The organism is Actinoplanes teichomyceticus ATCC 31121, assembly GCF_003711105.1.
In the GTDB taxonomy this organism is placed as follows: Bacteria; Actinomycetota; Actinomycetes; order Mycobacteriales; family Micromonosporaceae; genus Actinoplanes; species Actinoplanes teichomyceticus.
Genome location: NZ_CP023865.1, coordinates 7,701,103 through 7,726,341, shown reverse-complemented (window position 1 = coordinate 7,726,341; position 25,239 = coordinate 7,701,103). Strand labels below are relative to the sequence as shown.

General features: G+C 73.0%; 23 protein-coding genes. 15 read left to right on the top strand and 8 right to left on the bottom strand.

The window, feature by feature from the left end; genetic code table 11:
- The first annotated feature begins 43 nt into the window (after window positions 1-43).
- From hemC to hemB, 3 genes are read left to right on the top strand one after another with little or no spacing between them, the layout of a single operon-like run.
- Window positions 44-943: a hydroxymethylbilane synthase gene (hemC, locus tag ACTEI_RS33975; RefSeq protein WP_239082158.1), complete on the top strand. Its 900-nt coding sequence runs from the start codon at window positions 44-46 to the stop codon at window positions 941-943.
- Window positions 940-2,526 (top strand): bifunctional uroporphyrinogen-III C-methyltransferase/uroporphyrinogen-III synthase, encoded by a 1,587-nt coding sequence (locus tag ACTEI_RS33970; protein WP_122981376.1) that lies wholly within the window; start codon window positions 940-942, stop codon window positions 2,524-2,526. Before hemC ends, ACTEI_RS33970 begins: the two co-directional genes overlap by 4 nt.
- A gap of 53 nt (window positions 2,527-2,579) precedes the next feature.
- Window positions 2,580-3,560 (top strand): porphobilinogen synthase, encoded by a 981-nt coding sequence (gene hemB / locus ACTEI_RS33965; RefSeq protein ID WP_122981375.1) that lies wholly within the window; start codon window positions 2,580-2,582, stop codon window positions 3,558-3,560.
- A 173-nt stretch (window positions 3,561-3,733) separates the two neighbouring features.
- Here hemB and ACTEI_RS33960 read toward each other — a convergent pair whose 3' ends face one another.
- The gene (locus tag ACTEI_RS33960; protein WP_122981374.1) at window positions 3,734-4,753 is read right to left on the bottom strand and encodes a GNAT family N-acetyltransferase; all 1,020 of its coding nucleotides are present in this window, start codon (window positions 4,751-4,753) and stop codon (window positions 3,734-3,736) included.
- Window positions 4,754-4,980: 227 nt separating this feature from the next.
- A complete protein-coding gene (locus ACTEI_RS33955) occupies window positions 4,981-6,690 on the bottom strand; it encodes a lysozyme family protein (protein ID WP_145830763.1) in 1,710 nt (569 codons plus the stop codon).
- Between the two features lie 102 nt (window positions 6,691-6,792).
- Between ACTEI_RS33955 and ACTEI_RS33950 the strand changes: the two genes are divergently transcribed.
- The 3 genes from ACTEI_RS33950 (at window position 6,793) to ACTEI_RS33940 (ending at window position 11,665) form a co-directional block, all read left to right on the top strand.
- Entirely contained in the window at window positions 6,793-7,008 is a 216-nt protein-coding gene (locus ACTEI_RS33950; protein ID WP_122981372.1) for an FmdB family zinc ribbon protein, read from the top strand.
- A gap of 932 nt (window positions 7,009-7,940) precedes the next feature.
- Complete coding sequence (locus ACTEI_RS33945) at window positions 7,941-10,526, top strand: ATP-binding protein (RefSeq protein ID WP_372443195.1); 2,586 nt, start codon at window positions 7,941-7,943, stop codon at window positions 10,524-10,526.
- 122 nt (window positions 10,527-10,648) lie between these two features.
- A complete protein-coding gene (locus ACTEI_RS33940; RefSeq protein WP_122981370.1) occupies window positions 10,649-11,665 on the top strand; it encodes a potassium channel family protein in 1,017 nt (338 codons plus the stop codon).
- Between the two features lie 244 nt (window positions 11,666-11,909).
- Here the strand turns inward: ACTEI_RS33940 and ACTEI_RS33935 are convergent, their stop codons facing one another.
- Window positions 11,910-12,932, bottom strand: a complete 1,023-nt coding sequence (locus ACTEI_RS33935) for a 2-oxoacid:ferredoxin oxidoreductase subunit beta (RefSeq protein ID WP_122981369.1) — start codon at window positions 12,930-12,932, stop codon at window positions 11,910-11,912.
- Entirely contained in the window at window positions 12,925-14,778 is a 1,854-nt protein-coding gene (locus ACTEI_RS33930) for a 2-oxoacid:acceptor oxidoreductase subunit alpha (protein ID WP_122981368.1), read from the bottom strand. Before ACTEI_RS33930 ends, ACTEI_RS33935 begins: the two co-directional genes overlap by 8 nt.
- Window positions 14,779-14,953: 175 nt before the next feature.
- On the opposite strand from ACTEI_RS33930, the gene ndhC reads away from it, so the two are divergent.
- Genes ndhC through ACTEI_RS33905 form a run of 5 tightly spaced genes read left to right on the top strand, consistent with a single transcriptional unit; the run spans window position 14,954 to window position 17,507 of the window.
- Window positions 14,954-15,331, top strand: coding sequence for an NADH-quinone oxidoreductase subunit A (ndhC, locus tag ACTEI_RS33925; protein ID WP_122981367.1), 378 nt, complete (start codon window positions 14,954-14,956; stop codon window positions 15,329-15,331).
- A 53-nt stretch (window positions 15,332-15,384) separates the two neighbouring features.
- On the top strand, window positions 15,385-15,894 hold the full coding sequence (locus tag ACTEI_RS33920) for a DivIVA domain-containing protein (RefSeq protein ID WP_122981366.1): 510 nt from the start codon (window positions 15,385-15,387) through the stop codon (window positions 15,892-15,894).
- The gene (locus ACTEI_RS33915; protein WP_122981365.1) at window positions 15,891-16,385 is read left to right on the top strand and encodes an SRPBCC family protein; all 495 of its coding nucleotides are present in this window, start codon (window positions 15,891-15,893) and stop codon (window positions 16,383-16,385) included. Before ACTEI_RS33920 ends, ACTEI_RS33915 begins: the two co-directional genes overlap by 4 nt.
- Entirely contained in the window at window positions 16,382-16,975 is a 594-nt protein-coding gene (locus tag ACTEI_RS33910; RefSeq protein WP_239082155.1) for a DNA-3-methyladenine glycosylase I, read from the top strand. The genes ACTEI_RS33915 and ACTEI_RS33910 overlap by 4 nt, the downstream gene beginning before the upstream one ends.
- 13 nt (window positions 16,976-16,988) lie before the next feature.
- Window positions 16,989-17,507 carry a hypothetical protein gene (locus tag ACTEI_RS33905; protein ID WP_122981364.1) on the top strand — a complete coding sequence of 173 codons (519 nt, stop codon included), beginning with the start codon at window positions 16,989-16,991 and terminating at the stop codon, window positions 17,505-17,507.
- Here the strand turns inward: ACTEI_RS33905 and ACTEI_RS33900 are convergent.
- On the bottom strand, window positions 17,504-18,292 hold the full coding sequence (locus ACTEI_RS33900; RefSeq protein WP_122981363.1) for an enoyl-CoA hydratase-related protein: 789 nt from the start codon (window positions 18,290-18,292) through the stop codon (window positions 17,504-17,506). The genes ACTEI_RS33905 and ACTEI_RS33900 overlap by 4 nt on opposite strands.
- Entirely contained in the window at window positions 18,289-19,104 is an 816-nt protein-coding gene (locus tag ACTEI_RS33895) for a PaaX family transcriptional regulator (protein WP_122981362.1), read from the bottom strand. Before ACTEI_RS33895 ends, ACTEI_RS33900 begins: the two co-directional genes overlap by 4 nt.
- A 273-nt stretch (window positions 19,105-19,377) precedes the next feature.
- Between ACTEI_RS33895 and ACTEI_RS33890 the strand changes: the two genes are divergently transcribed.
- Complete coding sequence (locus ACTEI_RS33890) at window positions 19,378-19,545, top strand: DUF3117 domain-containing protein (protein WP_014447667.1); 168 nt, start codon at window positions 19,378-19,380, stop codon at window positions 19,543-19,545.
- An 86-nt stretch (window positions 19,546-19,631) separates the two neighbouring features.
- A complete protein-coding gene (locus tag ACTEI_RS33885; protein WP_372443196.1) occupies window positions 19,632-21,041 on the top strand; it encodes a leucyl aminopeptidase family protein in 1,410 nt (469 codons plus the stop codon).
- Here ACTEI_RS33885 and ACTEI_RS33880 read toward each other — a convergent pair.
- The gene (locus tag ACTEI_RS33880; RefSeq protein ID WP_122981360.1) at window positions 21,028-21,639 is read right to left on the bottom strand and encodes an O-methyltransferase; all 612 of its coding nucleotides are present in this window, start codon (window positions 21,637-21,639) and stop codon (window positions 21,028-21,030) included. The genes ACTEI_RS33885 and ACTEI_RS33880 overlap by 14 nt on opposite strands.
- A gap of 254 nt (window positions 21,640-21,893) precedes the next feature.
- Here ACTEI_RS33880 and ACTEI_RS33875 point away from each other — a divergent pair, with 254 nt between their 5' ends.
- Window positions 21,894-23,162, top strand: a complete 1,269-nt coding sequence (locus ACTEI_RS33875; RefSeq protein ID WP_122981359.1) for a S1C family serine protease — start codon at window positions 21,894-21,896, stop codon at window positions 23,160-23,162.
- 69 nt (window positions 23,163-23,231) lie between these two features.
- The gene (locus tag ACTEI_RS33870) at window positions 23,232-23,669 is read left to right on the top strand and encodes a twin-arginine translocase TatA/TatE family subunit (protein WP_122981358.1); all 438 of its coding nucleotides are present in this window, start codon (window positions 23,232-23,234) and stop codon (window positions 23,667-23,669) included.
- 414 nt (window positions 23,670-24,083) lie between these two features.
- Here the strand turns inward: ACTEI_RS33870 and ACTEI_RS33865 are convergent, their stop codons facing one another.
- Window positions 24,084-25,232 (bottom strand): Mrp/NBP35 family ATP-binding protein, encoded by a 1,149-nt coding sequence (locus ACTEI_RS33865; protein WP_122982585.1) that lies wholly within the window; start codon window positions 25,230-25,232, stop codon window positions 24,084-24,086.
- Window positions 25,233-25,239 lie beyond the last annotated feature (7 nt).

Sequence of the window (25,239 nt, the reverse complement as noted above, 5' to 3'; positions counted from 1 at the left end):
TCTCGGCACCCGGGGGAGCGCGCTCGCGCTCACCCAGTCGCAGATGGTCGCCGACGAGCTGACCGCGGCCACCGGCCGTGCCGTCGAGCTGGTCCGCATCGTCACGCCCGGGGACACCTCGTCCGCGCCGGTGGCCCAGCTCGGCGTCGGGGTGTTCGTCTCCGCGCTGCGTGACGCGCTGCTGGACGGCCGGATCGACTTCGCCGTCCACTCGTACAAGGACCTGCCCACCGGTGCGCACCCGAGCCTGCACATCGCCGCCGTGCCCCGCCGGGAGGACCCGCGCGACGCGCTGGTGGCCCGGGACGGGCGTACCCTCGCCGACCTGCCGCCCGGCGCGGTGATCGGCACCGGGGCGGTCCGGCGGATCGCCCAGCTGCGGGCTCTCGGCCTGGAGTTGCAGGTCACGCCGATTCGGGGGAACGTGGACACGCGTATCGCACGGGTTCTCGGGCCCGAGGCCGACCTCGACGCGGTCGTCCTCGCCCGGGCCGGTGTGGCACGCCTCGGCCGAGCCGTCGAGATCACCGACACGCTGGACCCGATGCTCATGCTGCCCGCCCCGGCCCAGGGCGCGCTGGCGGTCGAGTGCCGGGCCGACGACACGGACCTGGTCGAGACGCTGGCCGCGCTCGACCACGCACCGACCCGGGCCGCCGTCGTGGCGGAACGGGCGTTGCTGGCCACGCTGGAGGCCGGGTGTGCCGCCCCGGTCGCCGCTTACGCCCGCCTCGTCCGGGGTGGGCATGCCGGCTCGACCCCCGGGGACGGGCGCGGCGAGGAGATGATTCACCTGCGCGGTGCGGTGATCAGCCCGGATGGGGTTCGAGCCATCCGACTGTCGCGCACCGGAACGCCCGCCGGCGCGGCGGAGATCGGCAAGGCACTCGCCGCCGACCTCCTCGACGCCGGCGCCGATACCCTGATGGGGAGCACAGAATGACCACCCGCACCGCCAGCAAGCCAGCCGGACGCATCGCGTTCATCGGCGCCGGACCCGGCGACCCGGAGCTGCTGACCCGCCGCGCATACACCGCGCTGACCGATGCCGACCAGGTGGTCTACGACCGGGGCGTACCCGAGTCGCTGCTCGCCGCGGTGCGCGCGGACGCCAAGGAGGACGCCCAGTTCAGCCCGGCCGAGGGTGCCCCCGGCGACGTGGCCAAGGTGCTGCTGTCCGCGGCCAGGTCCGGGCTCGCCGCCGTGCACCTGGTCGCCGGCGACCCGTTCGGCCACGAGTCGGTGGTCAAGGAGGTGCAGGCGGTCGCGCGGACCGCGGTGCACTTCGAGGTGATCCCGGGCATCGGGCAGGCCGAGGGCGTCGCCGCGTACGCGGGTGTGCCGCTGCCCGGCGTCCGCATCGCCGCCGACGTCGACGACGTCGCCACGCTCGACTTCGACGCGCTCGCCGGCGCGGCCCAGAAGGGCTCCTTCGCGGTCGCGGTGGACGCCGGCGACCTGGCCGCGGTCCGCGACGGGCTGCTCGCCGCCGGCGTCGAGCCGGGCGTGCCGGTCGGGGTGACCGGCGACGGCACCGGCGAGACGCAGTACACCACCACCTCGACGGTGGACAGCTTCGTCGCGGCCGCGCTCGGCTTCACCGGCCGGGTGGTGCTCACCGTCGGCGCCGAGGTCGCCGAGCGGGACACGCTCAGCTGGTGGGAGAACCGGCCGCTGTACGGCTGGAAGGTGCTGGTCCCGCGGACCAAGGAGCAGGCCGGCGCGATGAGCGCGCGGCTGCGGGCGTACGGCGCCATCCCGTGCGAGGTGCCGACCATCGCGGTCGAGCCGCCGCGCACCCCGGCGCAGATGGAGCGCGCGGTCAAGGGCCTGGTCGACGGCCGGTACGCCTGGGTCGTCTTCACCTCGGTCAACGCGGTCCGCGCGGTCTGGGAGAAGTTCGCCGAGCACGGCCTGGACGCGCGCCACTTCGGCGGCGTGAAGATCGCCTGCATCGGTGAGGCCACCGCCGAGGCGGTCCGTGCCTTCGGCATCCAGCCCGAGCTGATCCCGGCCGGTGAGCAGTCCAGCGAGGGCCTGCTGGCCGAGTTCTCGCCGCACGACGAGATCCTCGACCCGGTCGGCCGGGTGCTGCTGCCGCGCGCCGACATCGCCACCGAGACCCTCGCGGCCGGCCTGATCGAGCGCGGCTGGGAGGTGGACGACGTGACCGCGTACCGGACGGTGCGGGCCGCTCCGCCGCCCGCCGAGATCCGCGACGCGATCAAGTCGGGCGGCTTCGACGCGGTGCTGTTCACCTCGTCCTCGACCGTGCGCAACCTGGTCGGCATCGCCGGCAAGCCGCACGCCCGCACGGTGGTCGCGGTGATCGGCCCGAAGACCGCGGAGACCGCGATCGAGTTCGGCCTGCGGGTGGACACCCAGCCGAAGAACGCCTCGGTCCCCGACCTGGTCGAGGCCCTCGCCGAGTACGCCCTCGAACTGCGCGAGAAGCTGGCGGCGATGCCCGCCAAGCAGCGCCGCGGCTCCAAGGTGCAGGGGCCGACCGCCCTCCGATTCCGCTGATCCATTCCTTCGCCAGGTGCGCCGGCCCGGCCGGCGCACCCTAGGGAGCTGAGATGTCCTTCCCCGACATCCGTCCGCGCCGTCTGCGGCGCACCCCGGCGATCCGCCGCCTCGTCGAGGAGACCCGCCTCGCCCCGGCCGAGCTGATCCTCCCGCTCTTCCTCAAGGAGGGGCTGACCGAGCCGCGGCCGATCAGCTCCCTGCCCGGCGTCGTCCAGCACAGCCGCGAATCGCTGCGCAAGGCCGCGCACGAGGCGGTCAGCGCCGGCATCGGCGGCCTGATGCTGTTCGGCGTGCCGGAGAACGCCAGCAAGGACGAGACCGGCTCGGCCGGCCTCGACCCGGACGGCATCCTCAACGTCGGCATCCGCGACCTGATCGCCGAGGTCGGCGACGCCACCGTGGTGATGAGCGACCTCTGCCTGGACGAGTTCACCTCGCACGGGCACTGCGGTGTGCTGGCCCCGGACGGCGCCGTCGACAACGACGCCACCCTGCGGATCTACGCCGAGATGGCGGTCGCCCAGGCCGACGCCGGGGCGCACATGGTCGGGCCGTCCGGGATGATGGACGGCCAGATCGGCGTGATCCGCAAGGCGCTGGACCGGGCCGGACACCAGGACGTCGCGGTGCTCGCCTACGCGGCGAAGTACGCGGGCGCGTTCTACGGTCCGTTCCGGGAAGCCGTCGAGTCGACCCTGCAGGGCGACCGCCGGCAGTACCAGCAGGACCCGCCCAACCTGCGGGAAGCGCTGCGCGAGGTGGACCTGGACGTGGCCGAGGGCGCGGACATCGTGATGGTGAAGCCGGCGCTGCCGTACCTCGACGTGATCGCCGCGGTCCGCGACCGGGTGGACATCCCGGTCGCCGCCTACCAGGTCTCCGGGGAGTACGCGATGGTCGAGGCGGCCGCCGCGAACGGCTGGATCGACCGGGAACGGGTGATCATGGAGTCGCTGACGTCGATCAAGCGGGCCGGTGCGCAGATAATCCTGACGTACTGGGCCGTGGAGGCGGCTCGGATGGTGCGCTGAGCCGGGCTGATCTGGCCTGGCTCCGCTTCGCTCCGCGCACGAACCGCCCGGCGGCGGTTCGTGGGATCCACCCCTGAGGCCGTGGCTCTGTAGGCACGGGTGGTCCGGTCGGGGCCTCACCAACGGTTCGGCGGCCACTGGGCCGGGCGGCGGGGTGCGGTATCTCCGGCGGGTCAGTCGGAGGGTTCGAGGCGCTGGACCAGGTGGGCTACGTCGGCGATGTACTCGAACCAGTCCCGGTCGGACTGGTAGCCCAACTCGGCGTTGACCTTCAGCATCGACTCGTTGTGCTGGGCGTTCCAGGTCTGCACCTCACGCAGGCCGGGCTCGGCGGCGCGCAGCTCGAACAGCATCCGCGCCTTGATCGCCCGGTCGATGCCGTAGCCGCGGTGCTCCCGCACCACGATCGTGTCGTACTGGTCGGCGCGTTCCGGGTGCTGCGCCGGCACGACCACCTCGGTCAGCCCGGCCACCGTGCCGGTCGCCTCGTGGATGGCCAGCACGATGTACGGCTTCAAGCCGCGCCGGTGCAGCGTCTCCAGTGATTCGCGGAGCCGCTCCGGGTCGGACGAGCGGGGCTGCAGGTCGAGATCGTCGTCGTCGGTCTGCGCCTCGGCCTTGGTCCGCGCGTAGGCCTCCAGCAGTTCGGCGGGCGGGCCGCCGGGATGGTACTCCACCCGGTAGCCGCTGCTGATGCCGCTGGCCATCGAGCCCAGCGACGCCCAGTCGACGGTGTCCAGACTCAGGACACTGCGGGTCTCCACATACTCCCGCTCGAAGCCGAGCGCCTCGAAGAAGCCGATGGCCGGGGTGCCGCCGATGGCCTCCACCCCGATCGAGGAGAAGCCTTCCAGGTACGCCCGCCGCGCGGCCACGGCGAGCAGCTGGCGCCCCAGCCCACGGCGGCGCAGAGACGGCTTGACCAGGATCTCCAGTACGCCGATGTCGCCCAGCAGCAGCATGCTGACCATGGCGTAGATCTCGCTCTCCCCCTCCGGGAGGCGGTCGTCCTCGACGACCCAGCTGATCCGGCGCTCGCCCGGCATCGTCTCGGCGAGATAGTCCCGGACCTGTACGTCGCGCCAGGGTGGATCGTCGGCGAGGTCAGCCGCCAGCGCCGCGTTCAGCGTCGCCACCAGCGAGTGAATCTCGGCCGCGGACGCGGAGCGGGGATCCCATTCACGCACCCTCACTCGTACATCGTGCCGTTTACCCGACCTTCAGGGAAGTGCTGGCCACGCAAAAGTACGCGTACACTCACCGAGCGTCGTGGACGCCCGGCACGTCCCGTCCCGGGAGCAGTGCGCGTGGAGCCCCGCGGAATCCCCGGTCCCGGCGGGGCCCGCGCGGGGGCCGGGCGGAGTCCGCGCGAGGGCCCGGGCGGGGCCCGCGCGGGGCCCGGCCGTTCCGCCCGGTGTGGTCAGGTGCGGCTGCGGGCGCCGTAGTCGTTGGCGGCCTCGAACACCTTCTGCGCCGACGTCCGCAGCGCGCCGTAGTTGAGGACCGCGTCCCACCAGGCGTCGGCTTTCGACAGGTCACGCACACCGCCGTTGGCGCCCTTGCAGAGCGCGGTGGCGGCGGCCAACGCGGCGTCGTCGATGTCGTTGATCTCCGGGGTGCCGTTCCGGTCGGCGTCCACCGAGCTCGCCTGCCACGTGCTCGGGATGAGCTTCATCGGCCCGACCTCCCGGTCGAAACCGGGGTCGAGGTCCAGCGTGCCGCGATCCGTGTCGACGACCAGCGGGCGCCCGCCCTGCCCGTCCAGCGGCAGGCCGATGATCGTCGGCCGGACCGCTCCGTCGACGTTGAGCACCGCGCCGTTCGAACTGCCGTGCCCGGATGCCACCTTGCCGATCGCGGCCAGCGTGGTCCAGGTCAGGTGGCAGCTGGGCGTGGTCTGCGCGGTGACCAGCTCGGCATACCCGTAGGCCTGGACCGCCACCACCGGGATCCCCACCTTGGTGCCGGTCGTCTGCGCCCAGGCGGCGAGGGTGTCCGCCGGCCGGTTGCCGGTGCCCGCGCCCGGAGCGCCGGCCGTGGTCGCCGGTGGCACCCCGCCGAACGCGGTGGTCGGCGCGGCCGGGTAGCCCGGGACGACCGTGGTGGCGCCGGGGACGACAGCGGTGGCGGGCGGAGCTGCCGGGAAGCCGCCGGTGGGCAGGCCGAAGGGGCCGCTCGCCGAAGGAGCCGGAGCGGCGGCGCCCGCTGCGAAGGTCGGGGTGGCGCTCGGGGTGGGTGCCGCCTCCAGGGCGCGGGGAACCAGGTAGATGCCGGCCGCGCCGGCGAGCCCGATCAGAACGACGACCACGACGCTGGGCAGGATCACCCGGCCACTGGGTCGTTTCGCCCAGGCCGCCACGGCCCGGCCGCCCCGGCCCGCCCACCCGGTCCAGCGCCGCACCGCGCTGCGGCCGGCCGGCGGTGCGGGGACGGCGACAGCCGTCGCACCGCCGCCACCCGGCGTGCCGGCTCCGGTAGCCCCGCCCGTCGCGGCGCCGCCGCCCGGGGCGCCGCCGCCCGGGGCGCCGCTGCCCGGGGCGCCGGCCGGGCCGGTCCCGGAGGGCGCCGCCGATGTCGCGGTCTTGTCCGCCGGGGCGCCGTTGCCGAGGTTTTCGGTCGTGCCGGTTGGGGAGGGCGTCGCGGCGTCTGCGCTCTTGCCCGCCGGGGCGCTGTTGCCGGACTCCTCGGTCGTGCCGGTCGCGGCCGGTGTCGCCGCGCCTGCGGTCTTGCCTGCCGCGGTGTCCTCGCCGGGGTTCCCGGTCGTTCCGGAGGGCGTGGCCGGTGTCGCGGCCGTGGTCGGCTCCGGCGCGGCCGGGCGCTCGTTCCCGCCGGCCCGGTCCGTGCCGGCGGCCGAAGCCGGAGTGGCCGTCTCGGCCGCCGTGCCGGATCCCGCCCCCTTGCCGGGCGTGGTGGGTTCGCTCCCGGGCTCCTTGCCGGGCGTGGTCGGTTCGCCCCCGGGCCCCTTACCGGGCGTGGTGGGTCCCCTCCCGGGCCCCTCGGCGGGCGTGGTGGGTCCCTTCCCGGCCTCCTCCGCGGCAGCCGCGCCGGAACCGCCCAGCGGCCTGCCCCGCTGCGGCGCCGCCGCCCGCAACTCCGGCCGCTCTGCTGGGATCTTCCGTGCCTCCGCCACGGGCTCGACCCTACCGGGCCGTGCCCACCGGTGGGGAGGTCGCCGAAGCCCTGTGGACAACTCCGGTTACCGGCTTCGCGACATGGGTCCTACGCTGGTCGGATGCCCCGTTATGACTATCGCTGCCGCGCCTGCGGCGACACCTTCGAGGTCAGCCGCCCGATGCGGGAGGCCACCGAGCCGGCCGCCTGCCCGCAGGGCCACGACGACACCGTCAAGCTGCTGTCCACAGTCGCGGTCACCGGCCGCGGCGGCTCCGCCCCGGCCCCCTCGGCGGGTGGGGGCGGAGGCTGCTGCGGCGGCGCCTGCGGCTGCTGACCCGGCGAGAGTGGGGGGCGGCGAAGCCGCCGCACCCCCGCCAGCGCAGGCCGGCGAGGTTGCCATGTCGCCCGGCACGCGAAGGTGGGCGAGGCTGCGGTATGCCCGGCGGGCGAGAGGCGGCGAGGGTGCCGTATGCCCGGCGGGCGAGGCTGCGGTATGCCCGGCGGGCGAGAGGCGGCGAGATTGCCGTATGCCCGGCGGGCGAGGCTGCGGTATGCCTGGCGGGCGAGAGGCGGCTAGGTTGCCGCGTGCCCGACGGGCGGAGGTCGTCGAGGTGCCGCACCGTGGCGAGCGCAGGCCCGCACGCCCCACCCGGCGGAGACCGGCGAGGTTGCCGTCGCCGACGACCGCTGCCTACCGCGCGCGCGGATGTGCCGCACATGGAGCGGCCACCACGGCGGCGCGGTGAGCGCGGCGTAACGATCAGCGCGGCGTAACGATCCGTCCGGTACGAAGCCACGGCCGCACCGGTCACTCCACCCTCGCAGAGTGATCTACACCACTCCTTACCATAAACCCCTAGATTCCGGTCGTGCCTCGACAATGGTGGCCAACCACCGGTCCATTCTCACCCTCAGTGCCTGCTCACGGACCCAGTGCGGCCAAATCGCCCCTGCTCACGGCTTCCTTCCCGCACAGTGAGATAACACGTACGGGTACACCCGAAGGGCGCGACGGTTTTGCCGGTCCACGTCGTTTCCGCGTTCGATCTCTTTCGTTACGACACGCGTAGTCCGGTATGGCGACGTCGATCCCGCGATCGGAGGGGTCCTCCGTAAGGGGTCGGTCATGGCGGGCACATGGTTACCGTCCGTTTCTACGATGGGCGGTGACTCTGGGATACGCCAGCATGAGTCGCGACTTCCAAAGGGGGCGGAGGTTCAACCGTGTCGGGACGGCTCGAGCTACCCAGTGGCCTCGTGACCTTTATGTTCACCGACATAGAGGGCTCGACACGACTGGCTCGGATGCTCGGTGACACCTATCGCGCTGTGCTGAATGCGCATCGCTCTGTGTTACGGGCAGTCCTGAGTGACTTCGGAGGTGTCGAGCTTCTCACCGAGGGTGATTCCTTCTTCGTGGTGTTCGACAACGCCGACGCCGCCGTCGCGGCCTGTGTGGAGGCCCAGCGCCGGCTGGCCGCGCACGACTGGCCGCGCCCGGATGCCGTCCCCAAGGTCCGGATGGGATTGCACACCGGCCGGGCGACGCCGATCGGCACCGAGTACGCCAGCGCGGAGGTGCACCGGGCGGCCCGGGTGTCGGCGGCCGCGCACGGCGGCCAGGTGCTCTGCTCGGAGGCGACCGCGCTCGCGGTGACCGCGACATACGCGGTCGCCGGGCGGGGGCCGATGGCCACCGCCGCGGCCGCCACCCTGGCCACCGTGGACCTGCTCGCCCTGGGCTCGTTCCGGCTGCGCGGCTTCGACGACGACGAGCGGCTCTACCAGGTGCTCGCGCCCGAGCTGGAGCGTGACTTCCCGCGTCCGCGAACCGCCGAGGCGCCCCGGCACAATCTGCCCGCCGAGCACAGCTCGTTCGCCGGGCGGTCGGCCGAGGTGGCCGAGTTGACCGCCCTGATCAGCCATCACCGTCTGGTCAGCGTGGTCGGGCCGGGCGGGGCCGGCAAGACGCGGCTGAGCCTGGCCGTGGGCGAGCAGGTGCTCAACGCGTACCCGGGCGGGGTCTGGACGATCGACGCCGCCAACGCGCCGGGCGGCCTGCCCGCGGCCCTGGCCGCCGCCCTGGGCCTGCGCCCGGAGCCCGGCCGCCCGTTGATCGACACGGTTGTGGAGCAGTGCGCCGAGCGGCGGATGCTGGTGGTCCTGCAGACCTGCGACGCCGCGCCCGGGTTGACCGCGACGCTGGCGCACCGGTTGCTGAGTCGATGCCGGCGGTTGGACGTGTTGACCACCGGCCGGGCCCCGCTGGGGCTGCCCGGGGAGACCGTGTGGCGGATCCCGCCGATGGCGCCGGCCGACGCGTTCGCCCTGCTGCGGGATCGGGCGGCGGCGGCCCGCGGGGGACGCCGGGGTGACGACGACGAGCAGCTGGCCGAGCTGGCCGCCCGGCTGGAGGGTTCGCCGCTGGCCATCGAGCTGGCCGCCGCCCGGCTGCGGCTGATGCCGCCCGCCCTGCTGGCCCGGCGGCTGGACGATCCGATCGGCGCGCTGGACAACGATGCGTGCGGCGACGGGCGGCACGACAGCCTGCGCAACAACCTGGAGTGGTCGTACCGGAGTCTGGGCAGCCGGGCCGCCGAGCTGCTGCGCCGGCTGGCGGTCTTCGCCGGTCCGGTGGACCTGGCCACCGTCGACCGGTGCGACGACGACGCCCTCGGCGCGCTCTCCGAGCTGGCCGACAAGTCACTGATCGAGGTGCTGCCCGGGCCGCGCTACCGGATGTCCGCGCACGTGCGGGCGTACGCCCTGCGCCGGCTCGCCGAGGCCGGTGACGAGCGGGCCGTCCGGGACGGTCACCTGGCCTGGTCGCTGGACATCCTGGACAGGGTGGCGGTGGACACCGACGGCCAGCCCCGCACCGTGTCGCTGACCGATCTGGGGCCGTACGTCGCGGAGTGGCAGGCCGCGTTGCGCTGGGCGGCCGAGGGCGGTGACGTGCGGTCCGGGTTGCGGCTGGCCGCGGCGCTCAACCCGTGGTGGCGTGAGTACGGCGGGGCGCAGGAGGGCCGGAGCCTGCTCGCCGGGCTGTTCGAGCGGCTGGGGGCGGACGCCGAGCCCGCGGAGCTGGCCCGGGCGTACCTGATCCACGCCGACCTCACCGACGACGAGGCGGAGCGCGACGAGGTTCTGCGCCGCGCGGAGCGCGCGGCGCGGCGCGCCGGTGATCCGGCCCTGCTGGTGCGGGCGCTGGGGGGTAAGCAGATCCGGCTGGACGAGCGGGCCGACGAGGCGGCCGAGCGGTCCTACCGGTCGGTGATCGACCAGGCGGAGCGGACCGGGGTGGCGGCCGAGTCGCTGCCGGCCGTGCTGGCGCTGGCCGAGCTGTTCTGGCGTCGCGGGGCGCTGACCGAGGCCGCCGAGCTGCTCGGCTCGGCGCGGCAGCTGGAGGCCGCCCGGCCCGAGGACCGGGGCCGGCGCGCGGTGGACTGGCTGCTCGGCATGGTCGCGCTGCGCCGCGGTGACCTGGTGGCCGCGCACGATCATCTGGTGGTGGCGTTGCGTTCGCGCTTGCGGCACGGGTTCCGGGGCGCGGCCGCGGACGCGGTGGCGGCGATCGCGGTCCGCTGCGCGCTGGGCGGCGATCCGACGACCGCGACGGTGCTGTTCGGCGGGGCGGAGGCGGCGCGCGGGGCGCGCCGCACCGAGTCCTTCGGCGCGTTCTGGTCGGCGCAGCAGGCCGCGCTGCGGATGGCGCTGGGCGATGCCGCCTTCGACGACGCCTACGCCGAGGGCGCCGGTCTCGGTTTCGACCGCATCGTGGCGATGGCGCTGGCCGTCGAGCACCCGGACCTGGAGGACGGCGCCGCCCGCTTCGCCCAGATAGCCCGGTAGGTCGCCGAGCCGTGCCGGGGCGTTACGGGCCTGGTGGTGCGGATCCTGCCGAGTAGTGATCTGATGTCCACCGGGCGTGACCATCAGATCGCCCGTTAGGGTGTGTCCGTGCAGGCGGCTTCATGATTCATCTACCGCTGGTCCGCCAGGGACCGTTGCGAGCTCTCGCCGTGCGGCTGGCGATGGCGCTCGGCCTCGTGCTGACCGCGGTGGCGGTCGTCTACGCGGACCGTGAGGGATACCGCGACGTCAACGAGGACGGCCTCAGCCTGCTCGACTGCTTCTACTACGCGGTCGTGTCGCTCTCCACCACCGGGTACGGCGACATCACCCCGGCGACCCAGGGCGCCCGGCTGATCAACGTCCTGTTCATCACTCCGGCCCGGGTGCTCTTCCTGATCATCCTGGTCGGTACCACGCTGGAAGTGCTGACCGACCAGTACCGCAGGGGTCTGCGGATCAGCCGGTGGAGGCGCAAGTTGAAGGACCACGTGATCATCTGTGGTTACGGCACGAAGGGCCGGGCCGCGGTCGACGCGCTGCTGGAGACCGGGTACGACAAGTCCCGCATCGTGATCGTGGAGAGCCGGGAGACCGCCGTGCGGCAGGCCTCGGCGAACGGTTTCGTGGTGATCGAGGGCAACGCGACCCGCTCGGCGGTGCTGCTCGAGGCGGACGTGAAGAACTGCAAGTCGGTGATCATCGCGACCGACCAGGACGAGGCGTCGGTGTTGATCACGCTGACCGTGCGGCAGCTGACGGCCGGCCAGGTGCGGATCATCGCGGCGGTCCGCGAGCAGGAGAACGCCGCGCTGCTCAAGCAGAGCGGCGCGCACCACGTGATCGTCTCGTCGTCCACGGCCGGCCGGCTGCTCGGCCTGACCACCACCGCGCCGCCACTGATCGACGTGGTGGAGGACCTGCTCACGCCGGGGCAGGGGATGGCTCTGGCGATGCGCTCCGCGGAACGGGCCGAGGTCGGCCGCAACCCGCGCGAGCTGACCACGCTGGTGGTGGCGCTGATCCGGCGCGGCAAGGTGCTGCCGCTGGGCGGCGAGCAGGCGGTCACCATCGAGACCGGTGACCTGCTGGTCTACATCCGCGACGACGCGACCTCGCCGACCGACGTCTCGTTCTGAGGACCCTTTCCCGGTACGACGCACCCCGCCCGTCCGCAGGCGAGCACGCCGAGCCCCGCCACCACCCGCACCGCGCCGTCCGTGCGGTGCCGGGCCGCGGCGCGCGGCGCGGTCCGGGACACGCGGTCGCACGCGGGAACGGCGCGGGGCGCGGCCGAGGAGCCCGCGAGCGGGACTCCACCGGGCGTACCCGGGAAGAGGAACGGCCCGGCGTCGAGCGATGCCGGGCCGTGTCGCGTGGTTCTCAGAGGATCGTCCAGGTGTCGCCGGAGCTCAGCAGGTCGCTGAGCATCTCCTCCGGCGTGCCGGTGGCCTGCGCCCGCGCGTCGAGCAGCTGTTTGCGGACGATCTCGTCGTAGGACGGCCGCTGCACGTCGCGGAACACCCCGATCGGCGTGGTGTTCAGGTCGGAGCCGGAGAGGCGGCTCAGGGCGAACGCGTACGCCGGGTCGTCGATCGTGGCGTCGTGCACGATCGCCGTGCCGCCCTCCTGCACCCGCAGCCCGAAGCTGCCCTCGGGGTGCACGACCGAGAACCGGTCGCCGGTCCCGAAGGTGATCGGCCGGCCCTGCTCCAGGCGGATCAGGTGCTCGTCGCGCGACTCGGCGTCCTTGATCAGGTCGAACGCCCCGTCGTTGAAGATGTTGCAGTTCTGGTAGATCTCGACGAACGCCGAGCCCTCGTGGTCGGCCGCGGCCCGCAGCACCGACTGCAGGTGCTTGCGGTCGGAGTCGATGGTCCGGGCGACGAACGTCGCCTCGGCGCCGAGCGCGAGCGAGATCGGGTTGAACGGCGAGTCCGCCGAGCCGGCCGGCGTGGACTTGGTGACCTTGCCGAGTTCGGAGGTCGGCGAGTACTGCCCCTTGGTCAGGCCGTAGATCCGGTTGTTGAACAGCAGGATCTTGAGGTTGACGTTGCGGCGCAGCGCGTGGATCAGGTGGTTGCCGCCGATCGAGAGCGCGTCGCCGTCGCCGGTGACCACCCAGACGCTCAGGTCCGGGCGGGACGCGGACAGCCCGGTCGCGATCGCCGGGGCGCGGCCGTGGATCGAGTGCATCCCGTAGGTGTTCATGTAGTACGGGAAGCGCGAGGAGCAGCCGATCCCGGAGACGAACACGATGTTCTCCCGCGGGATGCCCAGCTCCGGCATGAAGCTCTGGACGGCCGCCAGGATCGCGTAGTCACCGCACCCCGGACACCAGCGCACCTCCTGGTCGGACTTGAAGTCCTTCATGGTGAGTTTGAGGGGTATTGCCGGGCTAGCCATTCTTGACCACGTCCTCCAGCATGTTCTCCAGCGTCGCGGCGGTGAACGGCAGGCCGCTGACCTGGTTGAAGGGGACCACATCGACCAGGTAGCGCGCCCGGATCACGTGGGCGAGCTGACCGAGATTCATCTCGGGGACCACCACCCGGTCGTAGGACTTGAGAACCTCACCGAGGTTGGCCGGCAACGGCGCCAGGTGCCGCAGGTGCGCCTGTGCGATGGTCAGCCCGCGCTGGCGCAGCGCACGGCAGGCGGCGCCGATCGGCCCGTACGTCGACCCCCAGCCCAGCACGAGCACCCGCGCGTCCTCGTCCGGGTCCTCGATCTCCACGTCCGGCACCCGGATCGCCTCGATCCGGGCCGCCCGGGTCCGCACCATGAACTCGTGGTTGGCCGGGTCGTAGGAGATGTCCCCGGTCCGGTCGGCCTTCTCCAGGCCGCCGATGCGGTGCTCCAGGCCCGGGGTGCCGGGGATCGCCCACGGCCGGGCCAGCGTCTCGGGGTCGCGCAGGTACGGCAGGAACTTCCCGTCCTCGGCGTTAGGCACCGTGGCGAACTCCACCGACAGGTCGGGCAGCTCGTCGACGGCCGGCAGCAGCCACGGCTCGGAGCCGTTGGCCACGTAGTTGTCCGACAGCAGGATGACCGGCGTGCGGTACGTCAGAGCGATCCGCGCCGCCTCCAACGCGGCGTGGAAACAGTCCGACGGCGACTTGGGCGCGATCACCGCGAGCGGCGCCTCGCCGTGCCGGCCGTAGAGCGCCATGTTCAGGTCGGCCTGCTCGGTCTTGGTCGGCATGCCGGTCGACGGCCCGGCCCGCTGCACGTCCACGATGACCAGCGGCAGCTCCAGCGCGATCGCCAGCGAGATGGTCTCGCTCTTGAGCGCCACGCCGGGACCGGAGGTGGTGGTCACGCCCAGCGCCCCGCCGTACGACGCGCCGAGCGCCGCCCCGACCGCCGCGATCTCGTCCTCGGCCTGCATCGTGGTGATGCCGAACCGCTTGTGCTTGGACAGCTCGTGCAGGATGTCCGAGGCCGGGGTGATCGGGTACGCCCCGAGGAACAGCGGCAGCCGGGAGCGCACCGTGGCGGCCACCAGCCCGAGCGCGAGCGCCTGGTTGCCGGTGATGTTGCGGTACGTCCCGGGCTGCATCCGGGCCGGCTTGACCTCGTAGCGCACCGCGAACGCCTCGGTGGTCTCGCCGTAGTTCCAGCCGGCCCGGAACGCCGCCTTGTTCGCCTCGACCAGCTCCGGCCGCTTGGCGAACTTGCGCTCCAGGAACCGCAGGGTGGAGGCGAACGGACGCGAGTACATCCAGCTGAGCAGGCCGAGCGCGAACATGTTCTTGGCGCGCTCGGCGTCCTTCTTCGAGATGCCGTGGTCGGCCAGCGCACCGACGGTCATCGAGGTCAGGGCCACCGGGTGCACGGCGTACTCGGCCAGCGAGCCGTCCTCCAGCGGGCTCACCGGGTAACCCACCTTGGCCAGGTTGCGCTTGGTGAACTCGTCGGTGTTGACGATGATGTCCGCGCCGGCCGGTAGTTCCGGCAGGTTCGCCTTGAGCGCGGCCGGGTTCATCGCGACCAGCACGTTCGGCGCGTCGCCCGGGGTCAGGATGTCGTAGTCGGCGAAATGGACCTGGAAACTGGAGACGCCCGGCAGGGTGCCCGCGGGGGCGCGGATCTCGGCGGGGAAGTTGGGCAACGTCGAGATGTCGTTGCCCAGCTGGGCGGTCTCCGAGGTGAACCGGTCTCCGGTGAGCTGCATACCATCGCCGGAGTCACCGGCGAATCGGATCACCACCCGGTCCAGCTGCTCGACTCGCTTCGCGGGAGCGGCCACGTTTCTAACCTCCAAAGAGCGCAGGCCGATCTTGGGTACGCACGTCGATGAGCCGGCCCGCACATCGTCACCTCCACCCTACTGCGCCGCTCCTTACGGAAGCGGCTGCGGACCGTTGCCCACAGTAGCTATGTGCGCTGTTGCGAGCCAGTGCCCTTCGGTAGGCTGCCCGATCGTGAGCGGATATCTGGGCTCGTACGCCACCCTCGGCCTGGTGCTGGCCGCCGGGGTGCTGCTGTTCGTGGCCGCGTTCGGGGCCAACCGCCTGCTGCGCCCGGCCCACCCGGCCGAGCCGGCGGGCAAGCGGGTGCCGTACGAGAGCGGGATCGACCCGGTCGGCGGCGACTGGGCGCAGGCGCAGATCCGGTATTACGTCTATGCGTACCTTTATGTGCTGTTCGCGGTGGAAGCCGTTTTCCTCTTCCCGTGGGCGGTGATCTTCGACCGTCCCGGGTTCGGCGGCGCCGCGATCGCCGAGATGGGCGTCTTCGTCGCGGTCCTCGCGCTCGGCATCCTGTACGCCTGGCGCAAGCGAATCCTGACCTGGACCTGACCGCAAGGGTGGCGGGCTCGCCACCGGAAGGCCGACATGTCAACATCGTGCGCATGAGTCAGCTTCTGCTCTTCATTGTCGTAGCACTGGTCGTCGGGACGATCGTCTTCGGCGTGACCGTTCTGCTGAGCGGGGGCGACTCCGGGCTCACCCCGGTCGAGCCGGACGGCCAGTCGGCGCCGCTGCCCGCCGACCGCCCGCTGGGCGAGGAGGACATCGCCCGGGCCCGGTTCGACACCGCCTGGCGCGGGTATCGGATGGCGCAGGTCGACCAGGCGCTGCAACGCGCGGCGTACGACATCGGCTACAAGGGCGAACTGATCGGGGTGCTGGAGGCCGAGGTGACGGCACTGCGTGAGGGCCGGCTGGAGGACGCGGACGCGCTGCGCGCCGCCCGGGAGGCCGCGATCGCGCCGGCCGCGCCGGGCGCCGCCGCGAAGCCGGACGCGGCCGGGGAACCGGCGCCGGTGGCGGACGATCCGGTGGTGGAGGTCGCCGAGCTGCCACCGGGCGCCGGCGCGCAGCCGGCCGCCGCCGACGGGGAGCCGGCGGAGCGCCGATGAGCTACGACCCTGCCGGAGGCGCCGACGACGCCGCCCGTCCCGGAGCCGGTGAGGTCACCGCCACGGTGATCGTGAACGCTCCGGCGGAGAAGGTCTTCGCCGCGTTCCTGCGCTGGGAGCGGCAGTCCGAGTGGATCCCGCTCACCCGGGTCCGCGTGGTCGAGGGGGACGGCGGCGAGGGCAGCCTGGTCGAGGCGGTCACCGCGCTCGGCCCGGCGGTGCTGCGCGACGAGCTGCGCGTGGTCCGGGTGAACGCGCCGTACGAGGTCCGCGTCGTGCACTGCGGCAAGGTGCTGCGCGGCCCGGGCGCGATGCGGTGCACGGCGATGTCCGGCGACCGCACCCAGGTCGTCCTGCACGAGTGGTTCCACCTGCCGTCCGGGCCGGCCGGGAAACTCGCCTGGCCGGTGCTCTGGCCGGGCTCCAAGCTCGGCTTCACCGGCGCGCTGCGGAAGTTCGGCCGGCTGGTCGAGGAGGGCCGGCTGCCGTGACCGACGACCTCGTGACGGGCGCGGACGGCCGGGCCCGGTGCTTCTGGGGCGGCAGCGCGCCGGAGTACTCGGCGTACCACGACGAGGAGTGGGGCAAGCCGGTCCGCGGCGACGACCAGCTCTTCGAGCGGCTCACCCTGGAGGCCTTCCAGTCCGGCCTGTCGTGGATCACCATCCTGCGCAAACGGCCGGCGTTCCGGGCCGCCTTCGACGGCTTCTCGATCGCCAAGGTGGCGGCGTACACCGCGGCCGACGCGGAGCGGCTGATGGCCGACCCGGGCATCGTCCGGAACCGGATGAAGGTCGACGCCGCGCTGCACAACGCGAAGGTCGCCGCCGAGCTGGCGCCCGGCGGGCTGACCGAGCTGCTCTGGTCGTTCGCCCCGCCGCCCCGGCCGCGGCCGGCGGACCGCGGTGGCGTGCCGGCCGTGACGCCGGAGTCCACGGCCATGGCCAAGACGCTCAAGAAGCGCGGCTTCAAGTTCGTCGGCCCCACCACCGCGTACGCGTTGATGCAGGCCACCGGTATGGTCGACGACCATGTGCGCGGCTGTTGGGTCCCACCGGTCACCGCCGCTTCCGGCGCGTGATGGGATAGGGAGCATGGCGCAGTGGTCGGTGATCATCCCTTCGGAGCAGTGGGCGACGGAACGGTTGTTCCAGCAGGACGTCGTGGTGGTGGCCGGTGGCCCGGCCGGCGTGGCGCCCGGTGACGAGGCGCTGCTGGTCGCCGATGAGCACGTGGTGGCGCTGGCCCGGGTGGAGAAGGCCGACGGGGCGCTGACCCTGGCGTACCTGCGCCGGGCCTTCGACGAGCCGGTCCCGGCCGGCGCGCTGGCCACCGCCGGCCCGGTCGCGGAGGCCGACTTCCGGCACGTCGCCGACCGGCTCGGCCCGGTCCGGCCGAAGGGCAACTGGCTGGTCAGCGTGGCGTTGCCGATCGAGGCCGCGACCCCGGCCGAGGCGGTCCGGCAGTTCTGGTCGCACGTTGTGGAGCTCGGCCCGCGGGAACTGCCGACCTACGTCTGGCCGTCCGGCGACGAGCTGGCGATGCAGGCCTTCGTCCTCGGGGTCGAGGCGAACCAGGACCCCGAGGAGGAGGACGAGGAAGAGGAGGGCTAGCGCCCCTCGTACACCGGCTTGCGCTTGTTGACGAAGGCGTGCACGGCGTTGCGGTGGTCCGCGGTGGCCCCGCAGATCGACTGGGCCTGAGCCTCGGCGGCGAGCGCGTCGGACAGCGTCCCGGCGTCACCGATGGACAGCTCCCGCTTGATCGCGCCGTACGCCACGGTCGGGCCGGCCGCCAGCCGCGCGGCCAGCTCCTGAGCCGCCGGCAGCACCTGCTCGTCGTCCTCCAGCAGCCGCGACAGCATGCCGATCTCGTACGCCCGCTGGGCCCGCACCGGCTCGGCCAGCAGCAGCAGCTCGACCGCCCGGGCGTGCCCGACGATCCGCGGCAGCGACCACGAGATGCCGCTGTCGCCGGCCAGGCCGACGTTGGCGAAGGCCATCAGGAACGACGTCTTCGGCCCGCCGATCCGGAAGTCGGCGAGCAGCGCCAGCGAGGCGCCCGCCCCGGCGGCCATCCCGCGCACCGCCGCGACCACCGGCTTGGGCATGCTGGCCAGCCGCTGCGCGATCGGGTTGTAGTGCACCTGGACGGTGTTCAGGTCGGTGGCGCCCCGCTCCAGCAGCGCCGCGTGCTCCCGCAGGTCCTGGCCGCCGCTGAAGGCGCCACCGGCACCGGCCAGCACGATCGCCCGGCAGGACCGGTCGGTCTCCAGAGCGGCCAGGGTGTCCTGGAGGGCCTCCTTGAGTTCCACGGTGAAGGAGTTCATCGCCTCGGGGCGGTTCAGGGTCAGTGTGACGACCGCGTCGGTGCGGTCGACGAGGAGCACGTCGGTCATGGCTCCGAGAATCCCACACGAGCGCTCCTGCCGGTCGTCTGCAGGCAGCGTTCGACGTAACGGTCGGCGGCCGGGCGCAGCCGGGCGGCGTGCTTGTCGAAGAAGGCGGCGGCGCGGATGCCGGGCCACCCGGGGGGCAGCAGCGGGGCCGGCAGCTGCGGGTCGTGGAAGAGGAACGAGCGCCAGGCGTGCACCAGGCGGAACCGGGCGGCGTACGCCTCCTCGTCGGAGCTGCGCGCCGTCACCGCCCGGACGACCGGCCGCAGCCGCTCCTCGAAGTCCTGGTACGACTGTCCGATCCGGTCCATGTCCCACGCCCGGGCGACGATCCCGGCGGCGCCCGCCGAGCCGGCCGTGTGCCCGGCGCTGAACCGCTCGTAGCCGGCGCCGGCCTCCTGCAACGCCGTCTCCAGCTCGTCGGACGCGCGCGGGGCGACCCACACCTGCGGACCGAGCGCGCCGTACCCCAGGTAGGCCAGTCGGTCCGCGTCGCGCCGGGCCAGCGGCGCATCGTGCAGCACGACCATGTCGAAGCGGCCGTCCCAGCCGCCGCGGCCGGTGCGGTAGACCCGTGCGGCCGCCTCGTCCAGCCGCCGCGCCGCCTTGGGGGTGAGCAGATAGCCCGGTCCGGAAGCCAGACGCAGTGGATGGAGCCAGCCCTGTCGCACCATACGCGACACTGCGGTGCGGACCGCCGGCGCCGCGATGTCCAGCGGGGCGAGCAGCCGCACCAGGGCGGCGACCGGGGCGCGCGAGCCCCGGGTGCGCAGGTAATCGCCGTACAGGTCGAAGAGTGCGGACCGCGCCTGCATGACCGCACATTGTGACAGCCCAAAAGGGGATATGCTAGATGCTGTCACATCCGCCCGGGCTGGGTTTGGGTTCGCCGGTGTTCATCAGGGAAAATGTTTGATCGGCACGGTGGGCCGCAACGCGTGAAGACGTGAAACGGCCTGTACGGCCGCCGGTCGGAAACGAGCACCGCGTCACGTGGGGCTGAGCACGTGACGCGGCTGCTGGCATTCCAGGAGCAAGTGGCTGTGGGGCAACCCACCGACCCTGACGTAGGTCTGAGGGGAGACAAAATGGCGGCGATGAAGCCGCGGACGGGCGATGGTCCGCTGGAGGTCACCAAAGAGGGTCGTGGCATCGTCATGCGCGTCCCGCTGGAGGGTGGTGGCCGTCTCGTCGTGGAGATGACCCCGGACGAGGCCAACGCACTGGGTGACGCGTTGAAGTCGATCGCCGGCTGACGTTTCACGCGAGCCCGCCGGTACGGTACCGCCCGTACTGGCGGGCTTTCCACGTCTTACGGAAAGGTCATCCTCCCGTGTTCGCAATCCGGTTGACTGATGAGTTCGACGACGCACGCACGTGGGTGGTGCCGGTCGGCGACGACGTGCCGCCCGGCGACGTCGGCGCCGAGGTGGCCGCGCTGGCGGCGCAGACGCCCGGCGCGGACCGCGCCGGTGAGGTCACCGTCCTGCCACGCCCGCTGCGCCGGCCCGGCCGGGTCCTGCTCGCCGGCACCGGCGACGGCGACGAGGCCGGCTGGCGGGCCGCCGGCGCCGCCGTCGTCCGCGCGCTCAAGGACGACGAGCCGGCCCAGGTCCGGCTCCCGGCCGATCTGGACCCGGCCGCGCTGCGCGGCCTCGCCGAGGGCCTCTGGCTCGGCGGCTACCGCTACCGCGAGGCGCCGACCCCGCCCCGGACCGCCGCGGTGGAGCTGGTCACCGCCACCGCCTCCCGGTACGACCGGAGCCTCGCCCAGGCGCAGGCCACCGCCACCGCCACCTGGCTGGCCCGCGACCTCACCAACACCCCGTCGTCCACGAAGAACCCGGAGTGGTTCGCCGGCCAGGTGGTCGACGCCGCGGCCGGGGTGACCGGGCTGAACGTGACCGTCCTCGCCGGTGACCAGCTGGAGCGCTTCGGTGGCCTGCGGGCGGTCGGCGCGGGCTCGGTCTCGCCGCCGCGCTTCGTCGAGATCTCCTGGACGCCCCCGTCGGTGCCGGCGCCCCGGCACGTGGTGCTGGTCGGCAAGGGCATCACCTTCGACACCGGCGGCATCTCGATCAAGCCGCGCGAGGGGATGCGGCTGATGAAGAAGGACATGGGCGGAGCCGCCGCCGTGCTCGGCGCCACGCTGGCCGCCGCCGAGCTCGCGCTGCCGGTCCGGGTCACCGCGCTGCTGCCGCTGGCCGAGAACGCGATCGGCGCGGCGGCGTTCCGGCCCGGCGACATCATCCGGCACTACGACGGCACCACCAGCGAGAGCACCAACTCGGACGCCGAGGGCCGGCTGGTGCTGGCCGACGCGCTCGGGTACGCCGCCGAGCGGCTCGCGCCCGACACGATCATCGTGCTGGCCACCCTGACCGGGGCGAACGCGGTCGCGCTCGGCAAGCGGACGGCCGCGCTGTACAGCGAGGACGACACGCTGGCGCGGGCGCTGGAGTCAGCCGGCACGGCAGCCGGCGAGCGGATGTGGCGGCTGCCGCTGCCCGCCGACTACGTCGAGTACCTGCGCAGCGACATCGCCGACCGGCACAGCTCGCCGGGGCAGGTGCACTCCGTGGTCGCCGCGCTCTACCTGCGCGAGTTCATGGGCGGCGTGAAGTCCTGGGCGCACCTGGACATGTCCGCCCCGGCCTGGGCCGAGGCCCACGACCTGGAGCTGACCAAGGGCGCCACCGGCTGGGGCGCGCGGATGCTGGTGCGGTACCTGAGCGCGCTCAGCCCTGCTTGACCGCGGTCAGCAACCCGGCGCCCGAGGAGATGACCGCGGGGATCCAGTCCTCGGACTCGCTGATCGCCCGCACCGTCTCCCGCACGGTCAGGGTGTCCACGTCCCGGGCGGCCGGATCGGTGATCCGGCCGCCCGCGTGCACCCCGTTGACGATCAGCACGCCACCCGGGCGCAGCAGCCGCAGCGCCGCCTCGGTGCACGCGGCGAACTCGGTGGTGTCCGCGTCCACGAAGATCAGGTCGTACGCCCCGTCGGCGAGCCGGGGCAGCACGTCCAGCGCGCGACCGCTGATGATCCTGGTCCGCGACGGCGCGAAGCCGGCCTCGGCGAACACCCGCCGGGCGATCCGCTGGTGCTCGTGCTCGACGTCGATGGTGGTGAGCACCCCGTCCGGGCGCATGCCGCGCAGCAGCCAGACACCGCTCACGCCGGTGCCGGTGCCGATCTCGACCACCGCCTTGGCGTTGCCGGCGGCGGCCAGCAGACGCAGCACCGAGCCGGCGCCGGGCGAGACGCAGGGCAGGCCGAGCTCGTTCGCCAGCGAGCGGGCCGTCTGCAGGATCGGGTCCTCGGCGGCGTAGGTCTCGGCGAACGGCATGGAAGGGCCCGGGGCCTGACCGAAGGAACGGGCGGGACCGATGATGACGAACCTCCGTGCGACGCGGGGCGATGTGGCGGCACAACCACACACATCGGATAAGAGACTAGAGCGATGACTACCGGTGATGCACGGTGCTGTCGATGGATAAACAACGCGGCAGGGACTCCCCGGCCGCGGCTGGACGGCGCGACTCTCCCGATCCGTGTCATCCTGGAAGCGGAGCCGGGCGAGCGATGACTGGAGGCCCCGACGTGACCGACGGCTGGAACTGGCGCCGGCCACCCACGGCGTCGTCTGTGCCCGGCGGGCACGAGCCGCCGCCGTCCGGGTCGCCCTGGTGGACCGACGCGCTGCAGGACCCCTGGCGTGACCCGCGGGCCCCGGCCGCGGTCGTGCTCCCGCCGCCCCCGCCCTCCGGCGGCCCGGCGCTGGACCCGGTGCCCGACCCGGACGCGCGCGGCCGGTCGTACGCCCCGGTGCTGCTGATCTGCCTGCTCACCGCCCTGCTCGCGGGTGGCATCGGCGGCACGCTCGGGTTCGTCTTCGCGGTCCGCGGCGGTTACGTCGGCAACGTCGGCGCCCCGCTCGGGGCCGGCGGCCAGCAGACCCCGCAGTCGGTCGACCGGGCGCCCGAGTCGCTGGCCGGGGTGGCTCAGCGGGTCCAACCCAGCGTGGTGACGGTGCACGTGACCGGCGCCATCGGCTCCGGGTTCGTGGTCTCCGCCGACGGTTACGTGATCACCAACGACCACGTGGTGGACGGCGCCGGTGAGAGCATGTCGGTGTCCTTCAGCGACGGCTCCACCGCCGGCGCCAAGCTGGTCGGCCGGGCCCCGGAGTCGGACATCGCCGTGATCAAAGTCGCAAAGTCCGGACTGCCCGCGGTGCAGTTCGGTGACTCGGACACGATCGCGGTGGGTGATTCGGTGCTCGCCTTCGGTTCGCCGCTCGCGCTGGAGAACACCGTGACGTACGGCATCGTCAGCGCCCTGGACCGCACCATCGAGGCCGGCGAGTCGGGCGGCACCACGCGGTACTACGCGGCCATCCAGACCGACGCCGCGGTCAACCAGGGAAACTCCGGCGGCCCGCTGGTCGACGCGGGCGGCCGGGTGATCGGGGTGAACTCGGTGATCCGCTCGGTCGGCGGCAACGAGACCGAGGCCGGCAACATCGGCCTCGCCTTCGCCATCCCGATCAACCAGGCCAAGCGGATCGCCCAGGACATCGTCGACACCGGCAAGGCCCGGCGCACGGTCATCGGCGCCGAGGTGAGCAGCGGCGGCAGCGGCTCCGGCGGCGCCAAGCTGCGCTCGGTGGAGCCGGCCGGCCCGGCCGCCGCAGCCGGCCTCAAGGCCGGTGACGTGCTCACCAAGCTCGACGGTCACCCGCTGCAGGACGGCACCGATCTGATCGCCCTGGTGCGCAAGCACGCTCCGGGCGCGACGGTGGCGGTGGAGTACCGCCGCGGCGCCAAGAACTCGTCCGCCTCGGTCACCCTGGCCTCCGTGACGAACTGACGTCCGGGTGGGGTGTCCGGGCCGGGCGCGCGTGCGTACGCTTGCTCCCGGACGCCTGGGAGGCCGCTCGTGTTCGAAAATCTGAACTGGTGGGAGATCGGCGCGCTGCTCATGCTCGCGCTGCTGATCTTCGGGGAACGCCTGCCCAAAGTCATCGGGGACGGGCTGCGGATGCTGCGCGGGCTCCGCTCGATGGCGCAGAACGCGACCTCCGACCTGAGCAGGGAACTGGGCACCGACATCCAGCTGGAGGACCTGCACCCCAAGGCGTTCATCCGCAAGCACCTGCTCAGCGAGGACGACGAGCAGGCGCTGCGCAAGCCGCTGCAGAGCCTCTTCGACGACGTGAAGCAGGACCTGAACGGCGTCAAGACCGAGCTGGACGGCGTCCGCTCGCACCTCGACGAGACCGCCGCCGACCTGCGTGGCGCGAGCCGCGGCAGTATGCCGGCCGAGACGCCACCGGCCGGCCGGCCGGCGCAGCGCTTCGACCTGGACGCTACATAGCCTGGCTCCGCTTCGCTCCGCGGCGATTCGCTGGGCTGCCTGGCTCTGCTTCGCTCCGCGGCGATTCGCTGGGCTGCCTGGCTCTGCTTCGCTCCGCGGCGATTCGCTGGGCTGCCTGGCTCTGCTTCGCTCCGCGGCGATTCGCTGGGCTGCCTGGCTCCGCTTCGCTCCGCGGCGATTCGCCTGGTAACCGGTGAGCAGACAGACGATTCTCCGCCACCCGCACACCCCGCGGGCGTCGGAGAACCGGCTGTCTGCTCACCGGCGGCGAATCGCGGCGGCTCGGGCTGATGGGCGGGGGCGCCTGGTTCTGGTCGGAGACCTGCCGCGGTGGATTGCGGGGCTGGGGGACCGGGGGCGCCTGGGGGTGGTTGGAGACCCGCCGTGGCGGGTCTCCGGGCTCTCGGTCGCGGGTCAGGCGCGTTTGGCGTTGACCATGAGGCCGAGGGGCTTGCCGACCAGGGACTCGCGGCGCACGGCCAGCTTGTCGGCGACGGCGTCGAGCGCCTTGGCCGCCGCGGCCTCCGGCTCGGCCAGGACGATCGGGTTGCCCGCGTCACCGGCCTCCCGGACCCGGGTGTCCAGCGGGATCTGCCCGAGCAGTGGCACCCGGGCGCCGACGGTCTGGGTCAGCGACTCGGCCACGGTCTGGCCACCACCGGCGCCGAAGACCTCCATCCGGGAGCCGTCCGGCAGCTCCAGCCAGGACATGTTCTCCACCACGCCGACGAGGCGCTGGTGGGTCTGCAGCGCGATCGCGCCGGCCCGCTCGGCCACCTCGGCGGCGGCCGCCTGGGGCGTGGTGACCACCAGGATCTCCGCGTTCGGCAGGAGCTGGGCGAGCGAGATCGCCACGTCGCCGGTGCCCGGCGGCAGGTCGAGCAGCAGCACGTCCAGATCGCCCCAGTAGACGTCGGCGAGGAACTGCTGCAGCGCCCGGTGCAGCATCGGGCCGCGCCACACCACGGCCGCGTTGCCCGCGGTGAACATCCCGATCGAGATCACCTTCACGCCGTGCGACTGCGGCGGCATGATCATGTCCTCGACCCGGGTGGGCTTGCTCTCCACACCCAGCATCCGGGGCACCGAGTGGCCGTAGATGTCCGCGTCGATCACACCCACCGACAGGCCCCGGCGGGCCAGCGCGGCCGCCAGGTTCACGGTCACGCTCGACTTGCCGACCCCGCCCTTGCCGCTGGCCACCGCGTACACCCGGGTGCGCGAGCCGGGCTGGGCGAACGGGATGACCGGCTCGGCGGCGCCGCCACCGCGCAGCGTGGCCTGCAGCGCCTTGCGCTGTTCCTCGGTCATCACCCCGAAGTCGATCTCGACACCGGTGATCCCGGGGATCCGGGTGACCGCGGCGGTGATGTCGGTGGTCAGCTTGTCCCGCAGGGGGCAGCCGGCGACGGTGAGCAGCAGATCGACCTTGACCAGGCCGTCGCTGACGGTGAAGCCCTGGACCATGCCGAGTTCGGTGATCGGGCGGCGGATCTCGGGGTCGTCGACGGTCGCCAGGGCGGCCTGGATCGCTTCCTCGAGAGTTGCGGCGGGTGCGGACATGCTGACC